The organism is Dyella japonica A8 (assembly GCF_000725385.1).
GTDB classification, from domain to species: domain Bacteria; phylum Pseudomonadota; class Gammaproteobacteria; order Xanthomonadales; family Rhodanobacteraceae; genus Dyella; species Dyella japonica_C.
Genome location: NZ_CP008884.1, coordinates 3,765,005 through 3,778,182 on the forward strand (window position 1 = coordinate 3,765,005; position 13,178 = coordinate 3,778,182).

At 64.4% G+C, this 13,178-nt stretch carries 11 protein-coding genes; 2 read left to right on the forward strand and 9 right to left on the reverse strand.

The features are described from left to right. Window positions 1-115: 115 nt before the first annotated feature. From HY57_RS15755 to acnD, 3 genes are all read right to left on the reverse strand, one after another. Window positions 116-1,567: a bifunctional 2-methylcitrate dehydratase/aconitate hydratase gene (locus tag HY57_RS15755; RefSeq protein WP_019464138.1), complete on the reverse strand. Its 1,452-nt coding sequence runs from the start codon at window positions 1,565-1,567 to the stop codon at window positions 116-118. 127 nt (window positions 1,568-1,694) lie between these two features. Then, window positions 1,695-2,879, reverse strand: a complete 1,185-nt coding sequence (gene prpF / locus HY57_RS15760) for a 2-methylaconitate cis-trans isomerase PrpF (RefSeq protein ID WP_019464139.1) — start codon at window positions 2,877-2,879, stop codon at window positions 1,695-1,697. A 155-nt stretch (window positions 2,880-3,034) separates the two neighbouring features. Continuing rightward, a complete protein-coding gene (gene acnD / locus HY57_RS15765; protein WP_019464140.1) occupies window positions 3,035-5,629 on the reverse strand; it encodes a Fe/S-dependent 2-methylisocitrate dehydratase AcnD in 2,595 nt (864 codons plus the stop codon). A 309-nt stretch (window positions 5,630-5,938) separates the two neighbouring features. Here acnD and HY57_RS15770 point away from each other — a divergent pair, with 309 nt between their 5' ends. Beyond that, on the forward strand, window positions 5,939-6,625 hold the full coding sequence (locus HY57_RS15770; RefSeq protein ID WP_019464141.1) for a TerC family protein: 687 nt from the start codon (window positions 5,939-5,941) through the stop codon (window positions 6,623-6,625). 57 nt (window positions 6,626-6,682) lie between these two features. Further along, the gene (locus tag HY57_RS15775) at window positions 6,683-7,291 is read left to right on the forward strand and encodes a glutathione S-transferase family protein (protein ID WP_019464142.1); all 609 of its coding nucleotides are present in this window, start codon (window positions 6,683-6,685) and stop codon (window positions 7,289-7,291) included. Between the two features lie 31 nt (window positions 7,292-7,322). Here the strand turns inward: HY57_RS15775 and HY57_RS15780 are convergent, their stop codons facing one another. From HY57_RS15780 to prpC, 6 genes are all read right to left on the reverse strand, one after another. After that, entirely contained in the window at window positions 7,323-8,714 is a 1,392-nt protein-coding gene (locus HY57_RS15780) for a coiled-coil domain-containing protein (RefSeq protein WP_019464143.1), read from the reverse strand. Between the two features lie 167 nt (window positions 8,715-8,881). Then, window positions 8,882-9,397, reverse strand: coding sequence for a hypothetical protein (locus HY57_RS15785; RefSeq protein WP_019464144.1), 516 nt, complete (start codon window positions 9,395-9,397; stop codon window positions 8,882-8,884). 10 nt (window positions 9,398-9,407) lie between these two features. Continuing rightward, entirely contained in the window at window positions 9,408-10,088 is a 681-nt protein-coding gene (locus HY57_RS15790; RefSeq protein WP_235186576.1) for a C39 family peptidase, read from the reverse strand. Beyond that, window positions 10,085-10,492 (reverse strand): hypothetical protein, encoded by a 408-nt coding sequence (locus tag HY57_RS22160; RefSeq protein ID WP_019464146.1) that lies wholly within the window; start codon window positions 10,490-10,492, stop codon window positions 10,085-10,087. Before HY57_RS22160 ends, HY57_RS15790 begins: the two co-directional genes overlap by 4 nt. Before the next feature lie 145 nt (window positions 10,493-10,637). After that, the gene (locus tag HY57_RS21680) at window positions 10,638-11,564 is read right to left on the reverse strand and encodes a hypothetical protein (RefSeq protein ID WP_026033742.1); all 927 of its coding nucleotides are present in this window, start codon (window positions 11,562-11,564) and stop codon (window positions 10,638-10,640) included. 442 nt (window positions 11,565-12,006) lie between these two features. Continuing rightward, window positions 12,007-13,152: a bifunctional 2-methylcitrate synthase/citrate synthase gene (gene prpC, locus HY57_RS15805; RefSeq protein ID WP_019464148.1), complete on the reverse strand. Its 1,146-nt coding sequence runs from the start codon at window positions 13,150-13,152 to the stop codon at window positions 12,007-12,009. Window positions 13,153-13,178 lie beyond the last annotated feature (26 nt).

Genomic DNA, 13,178 nt, shown 5'->3' on the forward strand with positions numbered 1-13,178 from the left:
ACTTCGAACCTAAGTGATGCAGGTTTTACCCGAAACGGGCGCGGAGTAGTTTAGCAAAAGTTAAACAATTGCAAATCGACCCCAAACGCCCGTTCATTTTCTGCTCACGCCGTCTTTACAGCGTGAAGAAGGCAAGGAATTCCGAGATCGGCATGGCGTCCAGGCGGGCCGGGGCCGCCGTGACGTTCAGGATCGCCTTGACCTGATGGGCCGGCAAATGTCCCCTCAGCGCGCCCTCGAACTTGCTAAGCAGGACTGGGATACCCTCGGCCCGGCGCCTGCGGTGGCCGATCGGGTAGTCGATGGACACCTTATCAGTGTGGCTGCCGTCCTTGAAGAACACCTGGACCGAGTTGCCGATGTAGCGCTTGCCGGGGTCGAAGTAGTCCCGGGTGAACCGTGGGTTCTCGCTGACCGCCGTTTTTTCCCGCAGGGCGTCGATGCGCGGGTCGGCGGCGATGTTGTCGTTGTAATCATCGGCGGTGAGACGGCCGAAGATCAGGGGCACGGCCACCATGTACTGGATGCAGTGGTCCCGGTCGGCGTAGTTGGCCAGTGGGCCCGTCTTGTCGATGATGCGCATGCCCGCTTCCTGGGTCTCGATCACCACCTTCTCGATCTGGTCGAGCTCGCCGGCCACGGCCCCGTGCAACTTCATGGCGCACTCCACCGCCGTCTGGGCATGGAATTCGGCCGGGTAACTGATCTTGAACAGCACGTTCTCCATCACGTAGCTGCCAAACGGGCGCTCGAACTGGAATGTCTCGCCCTTGAAGGCGACATCGTAATAACCCCAGGTCGTGGCGCTCAGGGCCGATGGGTAGCCGACAACGCCCCGGTAGACCGCATTGATGGCGTGGATCACGGCGCGGCGGCAGGCGTCGCCGGCGGCCCAGCTCTTGCGTGGCCCGGTGTTCGGGGCGTGGCGGTAGGCGCGCAGGGCGCCGTTGTCGATCCAGCTATGGGAGACGGCGGTGATGATCTGCTCCCTGGTGCCGCCCAGCATGGCCGTGGCCACGGCCGTGGAGGCCAGCCGGACCAGGATCACGTGATCCTGCCCCACCCGGTTGAAGCTGTTCTTCAGGGCGTAGCAACCCTGGATCTCATAAGCCTTGATGGCCCAGGTCAGCACGTCGCGTACCGTCATGGGCTTGCCGCCCTCGCGCTCTGACTTGCGGCCCAGGTAGTCGGCCACGGCCAGGATGGCGCCCAGGTTGTCCGACGGGTGCCCCCACTCGGCGGCCAGCCAGGTGTCGTTGAAGTCCAGCCAGCGGATCTGCGTGCCGATGGCGAACGCGGCCTGCACGGGGTCCAGCTCGTGGCTGGTGCCCGGTACCCGGGCGCCGCCTGGCAGGCTGGCGCCCGGCACGACCGGCCCGAGGTGCTTGACGCATTCGGGGAATTTCATGGCCATCATCGCCGTGGCCAGGGAGTCCAGCAGCACGTAGCGCGCGGTGTCGTAGGCCTCGCTGGAGTTGATCGCGTAGTCGAGGACGTAATCGGCCACGTCCACCATGGGCTGATCGGGGTCCGGACGCCTGGCAGAGCGGATGTCATGCGCACTCATAAGGCTCGTCTCCGGGCGGCACGGGGGAGCCGCCGTGGTGTCGGGATGGTTCAACCCCGTCGTTTGACGCAAAACCTTGTGGACGCCAGCCAACCCTGCCGATGGCCGTCAGCGCCCTTCCCCGGGCTCACGCCGCAGGGATACGCACCCAGCCTTCCATCAGCACGCGTGCGCTTCGGCTCATGATGGCCTTGGTGACGGTCCACGTGCCGTCAACCAGCGTCGCCTCGGCGCCCACCCGCAGCGTCCCCGACGGATGGCCAAAGCGCACTGCCTGGCGCTCGCCGCCACCGGCCGCAAGATTCACCAGGGTGCCCGGGATCGCCGCCGCGGTACCGATGGCCACGGCTGCCGTACCCATCATGGCGTGATGCAGCTTGCCCATGGACATGGCGCGCACGAGCAGGTCGACGTCAGCCGCCTTCACGGGCTTGCCGCTGGATGCGACGTAATCGGCCGGCCTGGCGACGAAGGCCACCTTGGGCGTGTGCTGGCGCGTGGCGATCTCGTCGAGCGAGTTGATCAGGCCCATGCGCAGTGCGCCGTGCGCGCGGATGGTCTCGAACATGGCCAGTGCCTTGGCGTCACTGTTGATGGCGTCCTGCAGCTCCGTGCCGGTGTAGCCGATCGCCGCGGCCTCGACGAAGATCGTCGGAATGCCGGCGTTGATCATGGTCGCCGTCAGCGTGCCGACGCCCGGCACGTCCAGATCGTCGACCAGGTTGCCGGTGGGGAACATGGCGCCGCCCGCGCCGTCTTCCTCAGCGGCTGGGTCCAGGAACTCCAGTTGCACTTCGGCCGCGGGGAACGTCACGCCATCCAGCTCGAAATCGCCGGTTTCCTGCACCGCGCCGTCAGTCATCGGCACGTGGGCAATGATGGTCTTGCCGATATTGGCCTGCCAGATGCGCACGGTGGCCATGCCGTCGTGCGGCACGCGCGCAGAATCAACCAGACCGCCGGTGATGGCGAACGGACCGACCGCCGCCGACAGGTTGCCGCAGTTGCCGCTCCAGTCCACGAAGGCCTTGTCGATGGCCACCTGGCCGAACAGGTAATCCACGTCGTGATCTGGCCGGCTGCTCTTGGACACGATCACCGTCTTGCTGGTGCTGGAGGTGGCGCCACCCATGCCATCGATCTGCTTGGCGTAGGGATCGGGGCTGCCGATCACGCGCAGGAGCAACGCATCGCGCGCCGCACCCGGCACCTGCGCTGTCTCGGGCAGATCCTGCAGGCGGAAGAACACACCCTTGCTGGTGCCGCCGCGCAGGTAGGTGGCGGGGATGCGGATCTGGGGGGCGTGTGCCATGGTGGTGTTGGTCCTGTAGAAAACGTCAAGAAGTCAGGCTTTTGCCCGTCATTCCCGCGAAGGCGGGAATCCAGTGACTTTGCTTTCGAGCGCTTTGAAAGTCGCTGGATTCCCGCCTTCGCGGGAATGACGAGAAAGACTGAGGTCAACAGAGATCAAGCTGCCTGCGAAGCCTCGATGAAGTCCTGCGCAAAACGCTGCAGCACACCACCCGCCTCGTAGATCGACACTTCCTCCGCCGTATCCAGGCGGCACGTCACCGGTACCTCGACGCGCTCGCCATTCTTGCGGTGGATGACCAGCGTGAGATCCGCGCGCGGCGTGCGCGCACCGATCACGTCGAAGGTCTCGGTGCCGTCGATGCCTAGCGTCTTGCGGTTGGTGCCGGGCTTGAACTCCAGCGGCAGCACGCCCATGCCGATCAGGTTGGTGCGGTGGATGCGCTCGAAGCCTTCGGCCGCGATCGCTTCCACGCCGGCAAGACGCACACCCTTGGCTGCCCAGTCACGCGACGAGCCCTGGCCGTAGTCGGCGCCGGCGATCACGATCAAGGGCTGCTTGCGATCCATGTAGGTCTCGATCGCTTCCCACATGCGCATGACCTTGCCTTCCGGCTCTACGCGGGCCAGCGAGCCCTTCTTCACCTCACCATCGACCACCGCCATTTCGTTGATCAGCGTGGGGTTGGCGAAGGTGGCGCGCTGCGCGGTCAGGTGATCGCCGCGGTGGGTCGCATACGAATTGAAGTCCTCTTCCGGCAAGCCCATCTTGGCGAGGTACTCGCCAGCGGCGCTGTCGAGCAGGATCGCGTTCGACGGCGACAGGTGATCCGTGGTGATGTTGTCGCCGAGCACCGCCAGCGGGCGCATGCCCTTGAGCGTGCGCTCACCGGCAAGCGCGCCTTCCCAGTACGGCGGTCGGCGGATATAGGTGCTCTGCGGACGCCAGTCGTACAGCGGCGCAGCACTTGTGCCGGTGTGACCCGTGCGCGCGAACATCGGCTCGTAGACCTTGCGGAACTGCTCAGGCTTCACGCTGGAGGAAACAATGGCGTCGATCTCTTCGTCGCTCGGCCAGATGTCCTTGAGCGTCACCGGCTGGCCGTTGGCATCGATGCCGAGCACATCCTTCTCGATATCGAAGCGAATGGTGCCTGCAATGGCATAGGCGACAACCAGAGGCGGCGAGGCCAGGAAGGCCTGCTTGGCATACGGATGGATGCGGCCGTCGAAGTTGCGGTTGCCCGACAGCACGGCGGTGGCGTACAGGTCGCGATCGATGATCTCCTGCTGGATCGCCGGATCAAGCGCGCCGGACATACCGTTGCAGGTGGTGCAGGCAAACGCGACGATGCCAAAGCCGAGCTTCTCCAGATCCGGCAGCAGGTTCGCTTCCTTCAGGTACAACTCCACCGCCTTGGACCCGGGCGCGAGCGAGCTCTTCACCCACGGTTTGCGCGTGAGGCCGCGCGCATTGGCATTGCGTGCAAGCAAGGCGGCGGCGATGACGTTGCGCGGGTTGCTGGTGTTGGTGCAGCTGGTGATGGCAGCGATGATCACCGCGCCATCGGGCATCTGGCCCGGTTGCTCCGTCCACTCACCGGCAATGCCGCGTGCAGCCAGATCAGACGTCGGCAGGCGCTTGTGCGGGTTGGAAGGTCCGGCCATGTTCCGCACCACGGAGGACAGGTCGAACGTCAGCGTGCGTTCGTACTGGGCTGCGGCAAGCGTGTCGGCCCACAGGCCCGCAGCCTTGGCATAGGTTTCCACCAGCTTGACCTGCTCGTCGCTGCGGCCGGTGAGGCGCAGGTAATCGATGGTCTGGCCGTCGATGAAGAACATCGCGGCAGTGGCGCCATATTCGGGCGCCATGTTGGAGATGGTCGCGCGATCGCCCAGCGTGAGGCTGGCCGCGCCTTCACCGCGGAATTCCAGATACGCGCCGACCACCTTCTCCTTGCGCAGGAATTCGGTGAGTGCGAGCACGATGTCGGTGGCGGTGATGCCGGGCTGGCGCTTGCCGGTGAGCTCCACGCCCACGATGTCGGGCAGGCGCATCCACGACGCGCGGCCGAGCATCACGTTCTCTGCTTCCAGGCCGCCCACGCCAATGGCGATGACGCCGAGCGCATCGACGTGCGGCGTATGGCTGTCGGTGCCCACGCAGGTGTCCGGATAGGCGACACCGTCCTGGACCTGGATCACCGGCGACATCTTCTCCAGGTTGATCTGGTGCATGATGCCGTTGCCCGGCGGGATCACGTCGACGTTCTCGAACGCCTTCTTGGTCCAGTTGATGAAGTGGAAACGGTCTTCGTTGCGGCGATCCTCGATGGCGCGGTTCTTCGCGAACGCATTCGGATCGAAACCGCCGCACTCCACGGCCAGCGAGTGATCGACGATCAGCTGCACCGGCACCACCGGGTTCACTTTCGCCGGGTCGCCGCCGCGCTCGGCGATGGCGTCGCGCAGGCCGGCAAGGTCCACCAGCGCTGTCTGGCCGAGGATGTCATGGCACACCACGCGCGCCGGGAACCACGGGAAGTCGCGCTCGCGCTTGCGCTCGATGATCTGCTTCAGCGACTCGGAGAGGATCGCCGGATCGCAACGGCGCACCAGGTTCTCGGCGAGCACGCGCGAGGTATAGGGCAGCGCGTCATAGGCGCCCGGCTGGATCGCCTCCACGGCGGCGCGCACATCGAAATAATCCAGCGACGTGCCGGGGAGGGATTGGCGGTAAGCGGTATTCATAGATATCAAGAACCCTGGGGACGAACGCCGGGCTGACGTGGTCTGCCTATTTTAGCGGGAGAAAACCTTTTCCTTAAGGGGTTTGGCTTGACTGGTATGCACGGCGGCATCGACAATAGTGGGATACTGATCCCAAAAGGGAGTAGTTCCGGGCACAGGCTTCATCCGTGCTCTTGCGGTGGTCGTCATCACGGGTGCAACCGCACCCCGGTCACTGCAGCGGCTCTGCCGCGAACGAGACTTTTGCAGTAACAACGGGCCGCGCGTGTCCGTCGTTGCTGCATTTGTCTTACGCGCAGAGACACGCTCATGGAACTTGCCGTTACCGAATTCCTCTCCGGCCTGATGGCCATCGTGCTGCTCGATCTCGTGCTCGCGGGCGACAACGCCATCGTGATTGCACTGGCGGCACGCAACCTGCCCCGCCAGATCCAGAAGAAGGCCGTGCTCTGGGGCACCGTGGGCGCCGTCGCGGTGCGCCTGGTGCTCACCGGCATGGTCGTGTTCCTGCTCGAGCTGCCGGGCCTGATGCTGGTGGGCGGCCTGCTGCTGGTGCCGATCGCCTGGAAGCTGCTGCAACCCGATGACAAGCCCACGCACGCCATCGGCGCGGCCGGCAGCTTCTGGACGGCGATGCGCACGATCATCGTCGCCGACGCACTGATGGGCCTGGACAACGTGCTGGCCATCGCGGGCGCCGCCAAGGGCCATATGGCGCTGGTGATCATCGGCCTGGCGATCAGCGTCCCGCTGGTGGTGTGGGGCTCGTCGCTGATCCTGCGCCTGATCGAACGCTTCCCGGTGATCGTCACCATCGGCGCGGGCGCCATCGCCTGGACCGCCGCGCGCATGATCGCGCACGACCGCTGGCTGGCCCCCTGGTTCGAAACGCATGCGTGGACGGCCTATGTACTCGATGTCCTGCTGGTCGTCGGCGTGTGCCTGGGGGGATGGCTGATGCAGCGTCGCCGCCTTCGCGCCCAGGCATCCGCTTGAGGGCGACGCGGCCGGCGCGCGACACTTTAGGGATAACGCCAACCGGGGAAACTCCGCATGAAGCTGTACTACCTGCCGGGCGCCTGCTCGCTCGCCGACCATATCGTCCTTGAATGGATTGGCCAGCCCTACGAAGCCCATCGCGTCGCACGCGAGGAGCTGGGCTCGCCAGACTACCTGCACATCAACCCGTCGGGCGTGGTCCCTGCCCTGCAGGAGCCTGATGGCTGGGTGCTGACGGAGAACGTGGCGATCCTCAACTACCTCGCCGACAAATTTCCGCTGGCGGGCCTTGGCGGCGACGGCGCACGAGGCCGTGCCGAAGTGAACCGCTGGCTGGCCTTCCTCAATTCGGACCTGCACCCGCTGTTCAGGCTCGTGTTTCGCCCCGAGCGCTACATCGACGGCGAAGGCGCCCAGGAACAGCTTCGCGCCAAGGCCATTGCCCGCCTGCGGGGCTACTACGAGCGCCTCGACGCGCAACTGGAAGGCCGCGACTGGCTGACCGGCACGCGCTCGTTTGCCGACCCGTACCTGTTCGTCGTGCTGCGCTGGGCCATGGGCAAGGGCGTGGACCTGTCCGGCCTGGACCGTCTGGCCCGCTTCCACCAGCGGATGAGCGACGACGCCGGCGTGAAGGCGGCGATGCAACAGGAAGGGCTCTGAGCACGCCGGGCACGCGCACGTGCCCGACGCCCTAGAACATCATCGGCATGCGCACAGTCACCGTGACATCAGGCGTGTCGCGCGTGACGCCCACACCCAGCGTGAAGTTGAGCGTCCGCTTGTCGCTGAAGCGCCATGAGCCACCGATCAGCAGCGTGCCGAGCACGGTTTTCACCGAACCCGGCACGGTCTGACCGTTCTGCTTGGTCAGGCCGACGAAGCTCTGGTCGTAGCCGATGCTCATCGACGCTTTCTCGTTGAGCGACAGGCCCATGCCGATGCTGACGTCGGCAATATTGCCCACCTTCACCTTGCCCAGATATTCCGTGCCGCCCAACAGGATGTTGCGGCTCACGTTGTTGCGCGGCACGTTGTACAGGTAACTCAGGTTGCCGAAGAACACCACCGGATCGGTGGGATACAGCCACGTCACGCCGGGCTGGATGGACCAGAAGCCCGTTCCCGTCGGCTGCTGCAGCGGCAGTCCGGTGCCGGTGGCGGAAAGATCCACTTCGTTGATCACGTTTTCCACGCAGCGATGGACGCAATCAGTGGTGACCTCGAACGGATCCTTGCCGGTGCGCGATTTGACGCGCAACCAGCCGACATAGAAAGCCTTGTCCGGACCGCCAACGTTGAGCTGGTAACGAAGGGTCGCTTCGATATCGCCCAAGCCATGGCCACTGGAGCCGAAGGCGTTGTCGGTGGCGGTGCCGGTGAAGATCTCGCGGCTGATGGTGTCCTGATGCGCATACACGTAGGGCACGCGTACCTCCACCTCCATGCGGTTGGTAATGCCGTAGCGCGTCGTCAGCCAGCCGATCTGCGTGGTGTTCTTCACCTGACGGGCATCGATCAGGCCGATCAGAATGGCCGGGATCACCGTGTAGCCGACCAGTGCGACACGATCGAGCGAGGAATAGCCGAACTGGTAGGCCGGCTCGATGATCACCTTGCCCCTGGGGGTAAGCACACCGGGTTGCTGGAAGATGGGCGCCACCTCGGGCGGGCGCGTGTCCTGCCTGGGCGCCTGCCCCACCGGCTGCTGCGCCTGATCGGTCGAAGGGGCACTCGCCGCGACGGCATCCGCCGCTGGCATCGGCAAGGCCGATGCCATGGCGCCGCCTGCGGCGATGTTGCCGGCGCGCTGCTTGTCGAGCACGTCCATGCCCACGGCATGACGCAGGGCCTGGTAGTCGGCCTCCTGCTGCGCCAGCGCGCGCTTCATGGCATCGAGTTCTTCGATCTGCGCACTGATCTGGCTGCGCATGGCATCGATGCGCTCACCCTGCTCCGCCACCTGCTTGCGCAGGTCGCTGGCTGGAACGTCGTTCGCCGTTGCGTTCGCTGGCGACGGCGCTGCCGCAGGCAAAGGCACCGGCGGCGTTGAGGATTGTTGCGCCGATACGGGCGCGCCAAGCATCGCCAGTCCAGCACACCCTGACGTCAAGAGATACCGCCACGTTGTCTGTCGCATCGTGCTCCCCCTCCAAAGTACTCCTGGCTTGGTGTCACACAGACGAAGGCGCCGCGGGGTCGCCCGCGGCGCCTTCGCCATCCCGGATATTTCGTGGCGGTGCGCGTTCCATCTCAGTGCACCAATGACTGAAGTTGTGCCTGCTGCAGCGCGTCCTGGAAATTCGCCGAGCGGAAGACGTTGAGCGAATTGACCGACGTGTTCAGCGTGGTAATGGTCTGGATCTTCTGATTGTCCAGCGTGTTCTGGATCAGCGTGCCGGCGCTGACCTGCCCGAGCGACGATGGGTCGAACGTATTGTTGGGCCCGATCTGCGTGAGCGACATGGAGTTGAGCGCCGTCTGCATGGCCGAGGCCTGTGCGGCCGTCATGCGCCCGATGTCCGGCACGTTGAAACTGGTCTGGGTGACGAGATTGCCGTTGACATAGACAGCGCGGTTGATGCCGAACGACGCCAGCAACCCATTGCCCACCTCGAATCCACCGCGTATGCCGTCCAGCACGTCCTGACTGACAGGAACCCAGCCGCCGGCCTGGGGTGCGCCGTCCTCCGCCCTTGCGCCCATGGCATAGGTGGCGCCAAGGCAGAACATCGAACCGATGCAAATGATGCGGAGCGCGGCTCTCATCGCCATATCCTCAAAGATCGTCCGGCCCTTTCTTGGGCATCACCATGTTGAAGAGACTGTTGCGATCGACGGCTGTGTCGATCGGCGCCGACGGTGCGACCTTCCAGTCATTGGGGCTGTTGAACACCGCCAGGTTGCGGCGGTTGTGGATGACGAACACGAGCCCGCTCGTCCACATGGCCATGAACCGGCTTTGCGCGATCACCCTCGTACCCCGCGCCGGATCGCCCACCAGCACGCGATCGTTGCGAATGCCCTTGATGACCACGAAGTGGTGATAGCCCTTCTCGTCGATCAGCACGATCGCCGGGAGCTTTTCCTGCGCGAGCTTGTCGAGCGGCACGCGGAACCCATCGGCATCAAAACCGTTGGCATCCAGGAAACGCTTGATGTCGAGCAGCGAGAAGCCTTCTTTGTTGATCTTGGCCCGGTCGCCGTGGGTATACATCTGCTCGAAAGCCACCTGTTCGTCCACCGGGTAGCCGTACTGGTAGGTAAGCAGCGTGGCGACCGCCGCGGAGCCGCAGCTGAAGTCGTACTTCTGATGGATCGTGGTCTTGTAACGAGCCTCCTTGAGGCTCGTCAGATGAATGCTGTAGTTGCCGCTGCCGCTGATGACACCCACCGTGGAGGCAGGGCTCCCGGATGGCAGCGCCACCAACATCATCAGTAGCGCTGCGGGAATTTTCACGGTTTGAACTCGACACTGATGACGGTCGCGTTCTGGATGAGCACGTTGCTGCCGGAGTTCTGGATCACTACCGGAATACCCACCTCGCCGTTGAAGGCCCCGCCATTGATGACGTTAGCGCCGGAAATGACATGGTCGGCGCTGTCGTTGGTCACCGTGCCATTGAGGCTGGTGTTCTGGGCAATTAGCGTTCCGCCACTCATGCCCGCGAGTGTGGCGTTGTCGACGCCCGAACCCAGGCCGGGCGCACTGACGGCCTCGCCCTTCGTCACGTCGACGGCCGCGGCGTAGACCGCGATGGGCGATTGCGCACCATTGAGCAGATAGGTCGCCGGTGTCTGCGCGTTTTGAGCGCTCAGCACCGTAGGCACCACCATCACACATAGCGCGATTGCGCCGGTCATCCCATTGAGAATCCGCACGGCACTATCTCCCTCGGCCTGCGTATCGGACGCGGACGCGCTTTTTGCGCGCCCCGTCCTCAAGGCCTTTGCAGGTGCAGCCGGACATGGCGGAGCGTTGGCTCCACCATGCCGGATACCGTCTCACTCAATGCGCAAAGTTCAGGTTGGCCTGGACATTGACGCTCTGCTGGATCAACGATGCCGCGCCACTGTTCTGCGCGAGGATCGAGACACCAGCCGCCGCTGCTGCCGAACCGTTCATCTGGTTCGACATGTCGAAGGCACCCGTGGTTGAGTACGCCGTACCGCCGTTGCCGCCGTTGCCGCCGGCACCGCCAGCACCTGCGCCACCCGTGCCGCCGCTGCCCGCACCGCCTGCACCACCCATGCCCGCCGTTGCATCCGACGAACCGCTGGTGCCGCCGGTTGAGGTCGATGCACCGCTATAGCTGCTCGGTGACGAGGCACCCGAAGTGCCTGCACCACCTGCGCCGCCTGCACCTCCGGCACCGCCAGTGCCGCCGGTCGAGCTGCCACCGCCGGCCGTGCCACTGCCACCGCCGGCATGCGAGTGACTGTGGTTGCTGGCATTGGCGTCGCCGCCATCATTGCCGCCGCCGCCACTGCCGCCACCGGCCAGCGAAGCACCGAAAGCGCCCGAATCACCCGATGAACTGCCGGAACCACCGGCGTGACCGCTACGCGAATGGGCGTCGCCACCGGAGCCGCCGTCACCGCCGTTGCCGCCGATAGCCTTGCCGCCGCGGCCATCGCCGCCACTGCCGCCGCGTCCGCCATTGGCGTCGCCGTTGTTCGTGCTCCAGTTGCCGATGCCAGAAACACTAAGGTTGGAAACAGTGCCGGTGAGGACGCTGTTGGCTACCGCCGAACTTGAGTTGAAGGAATCAGCATTGCCACCGCTACTCGCTGCGGAGCCGTACTGACCAGTCGCATACGTGCTGTAACTGTTGTTGGAATCACTGCTTCCGTGGTTATGGTCATTATCCGCAAGTGCGGGGAGAGCCAATCCCATGCCCAGCACGATTGCGGTCGCAATTAGAGTCTTACGCATAGTCATTACTCCTGGAACGATGCGGTGACCCCCTGTGAGGCTGGTGTTGCGAGTCCAGCACGGCTTATTCGCAACTTGCATGCCATCGGGGACCGCGTCTCGCCCGCTCACGCGACCGGCGTCATATCGGCGTTTTCAAGGATTCATGACACGCGGATGGGGCCCTGTAAGGGCGAAGTAATGTAAGAAGTGATGCATCGCCGTTACACCACGGCTGGTGGCGTCCGCGCATGCCGGCCTGGAAGCTGTGCAACTAGCGACGGAAGTTCAATGCGTTGCGGGACATTGATGCACCCGGGCTTCGTTTTCGCGGCGATGTATCAAAGCTGATACACCGGTGCATACGAAACGATAGCAATCCCGTACAGACACATGAACCTCAACGAAACCTGAAAGAAAAGGGAGCCTTTCGGCTCCCTTTTTTTGACGCGGCGCGTGGCGATCAGCGCTTCTCGATCGGCACGTAGGCCTGGTCTTCCGGGCCCGTGTAGTTGGCGCTAGGGCGGATGATCTTGCCGTCCTCGCGCTGTTCGATCACATGCGCGCTCCAGCCAGAGGTACGGGCGATCACGAACAGCGGGGTGAACATGGCCGTCGGCACGCCCATCATGTGGTAGGCGCTGGCCGAGAACCAGTCGAGGTTGGGGAACATCTTCTTCTGCTCCCACATCAGCTTCTCGATCTTCTCCGACACGTCGAACAGGGTCGGATTGCCGCCCTCCGTGCAGAGCTTGCGCGAGACTTCCTTGATGATCTCGTTGCGCGGATCGGACACGGTGTAGACCGGGTGACCGAAGCCGATGATGATTTCCTTGCGCTCGACGCGGGCGCGGATGTCCGCCTCCGCCTCAGCCGCGTTGCGATAGCGCGCGATGATTTCCATCGCCACTTCGTTCGCACCGCCGTGCTTGGGACCACGCAGTGCGCCAATGGCGCCGGTGATGGCCGAGTACATGTCCGAACCGGTACCGGCGATGACACGGGCCGTGAAGGTGGACGCGTTGAACTCGTGCTCGGCGTAAAGGATCAGCGACTTGTCCAGCGAGTGCGCGTGCAGTTCGCTCGGCTTCTTGCCGTGGAGCAGGTGCAGGAAGTGCCCGGCGATGGACTCATCGTCCGTCTCCGTTTCGATGCGCTTGCCGTTGTGGCTGTAGTGGAACCAGTACAGCAGCATGGAGCCGAAGCTGGCCATCAGGCGGTCGGCGATATCGCGGGCGCCGGTGACGTTGTGGTCATCCTTCTCCGGCAGCACGGTGCCCAGCACCGAACAACCCGTGCGCATCACGTCCATCGGGTGCGTGGCGGCCGGCAGCAGTTCCAGCGCGCTCTTCACCGGCGCCGGCAGGCCGCGCAGGCGCTTGAGCTTGGCGCGGTAGGCGTTCAGTTCCGCCCAGTTCGGCAGTACGCCGTGCACCAGCAGGTAAGCCACTTCCTCGAAGCAACCCTTGGCGGCCAGGTCGTGGATGTCATAACCGCGGTAATGCAGGTCGTTGCCGCTGCGCCCCACCGTGCAAAGCGCGGTGTTGCCTGCGGCCACGCCGGACAGCGCGACGGATTTCTTGGGCTTGGGAAGGGTTTGCTCGCTCATCGGATACGTCTCCTCAATGCATGCGA

Excerpts from the sequence above, each read along its gene's own strand:
- HY57_RS15755 (WP_019464138.1), bottom strand. The coding sequence starts at position 1,567 with ATGAGTGCGCATGACATCCGCTCTGCCAGGCGTCCGGACCCCGATCAG.
- prpF (WP_019464139.1), bottom strand. The coding sequence starts at position 2,879 with ATGGCACACGCCCCCCAGATCCGCATCCCCGCCACCTACCTGCGCGGC.
- acnD (WP_019464140.1), bottom strand. The coding sequence starts at position 5,629 with ATGAATACCGCTTACCGCCAATCCCTCCCCGGCACGTCGCTGGATTAT.
- HY57_RS15770 (WP_019464141.1), top strand. The coding sequence starts at position 5,939 with ATGGAACTTGCCGTTACCGAATTCCTCTCCGGCCTGATGGCCATCGTG.
- HY57_RS15775 (WP_019464142.1), top strand. The coding sequence starts at position 6,683 with ATGAAGCTGTACTACCTGCCGGGCGCCTGCTCGCTCGCCGACCATATC.
- HY57_RS15780 (WP_019464143.1), bottom strand. The coding sequence starts at position 8,714 with ATGCTTGGCGCGCCCGTATCGGCGCAACAATCCTCAACGCCGCCGGTG.
- HY57_RS15785 (WP_019464144.1), bottom strand. The coding sequence starts at position 9,397 with ATGAGAGCCGCGCTCCGCATCATTTGCATCGGTTCGATGTTCTGCCTT.
- HY57_RS22160 (WP_019464146.1), bottom strand. The coding sequence starts at position 10,492 with ATGACCGGCGCAATCGCGCTATGTGTGATGGTGGTGCCTACGGTGCTG.
- HY57_RS21680 (WP_026033742.1), bottom strand. The coding sequence starts at position 11,564 with ATGCGTAAGACTCTAATTGCGACCGCAATCGTGCTGGGCATGGGATTG.
- prpC (WP_019464148.1), bottom strand. The coding sequence starts at position 13,152 with ATGAGCGAGCAAACCCTTCCCAAGCCCAAGAAATCCGTCGCGCTGTCC.